The organism is Streptomyces carpinensis (genome assembly GCF_002154505.1).
GTDB lineage: Bacteria > Actinomycetota > Actinomycetes > Streptomycetales > Streptomycetaceae > Streptomyces > Streptomyces carpinensis.
Genome location: NZ_MUBM01000484.1, coordinates 624 through 823, shown reverse-complemented (window position 1 = coordinate 823; position 200 = coordinate 624).

Genomic DNA, 200 nt, shown 5'->3' with positions numbered 1-200 from the left:
TATCCGGTGCGCGTCCGTGCCCGGCCCGAGGCGCCGGTCAGCGACGTCCGACTCGACCGGCTCGCCTTCCAGGAAGCAGCGCAGGACATGCTGCTCCAGTCCGTCACGGACCTGTCGGTGCGCCGTGTGACGGTCAACGGCCGGCCTGTGGAAGGTCCCGCATGACGTCCTCCCGTCCGGCCCGTGCCGTCGTGGTGGGC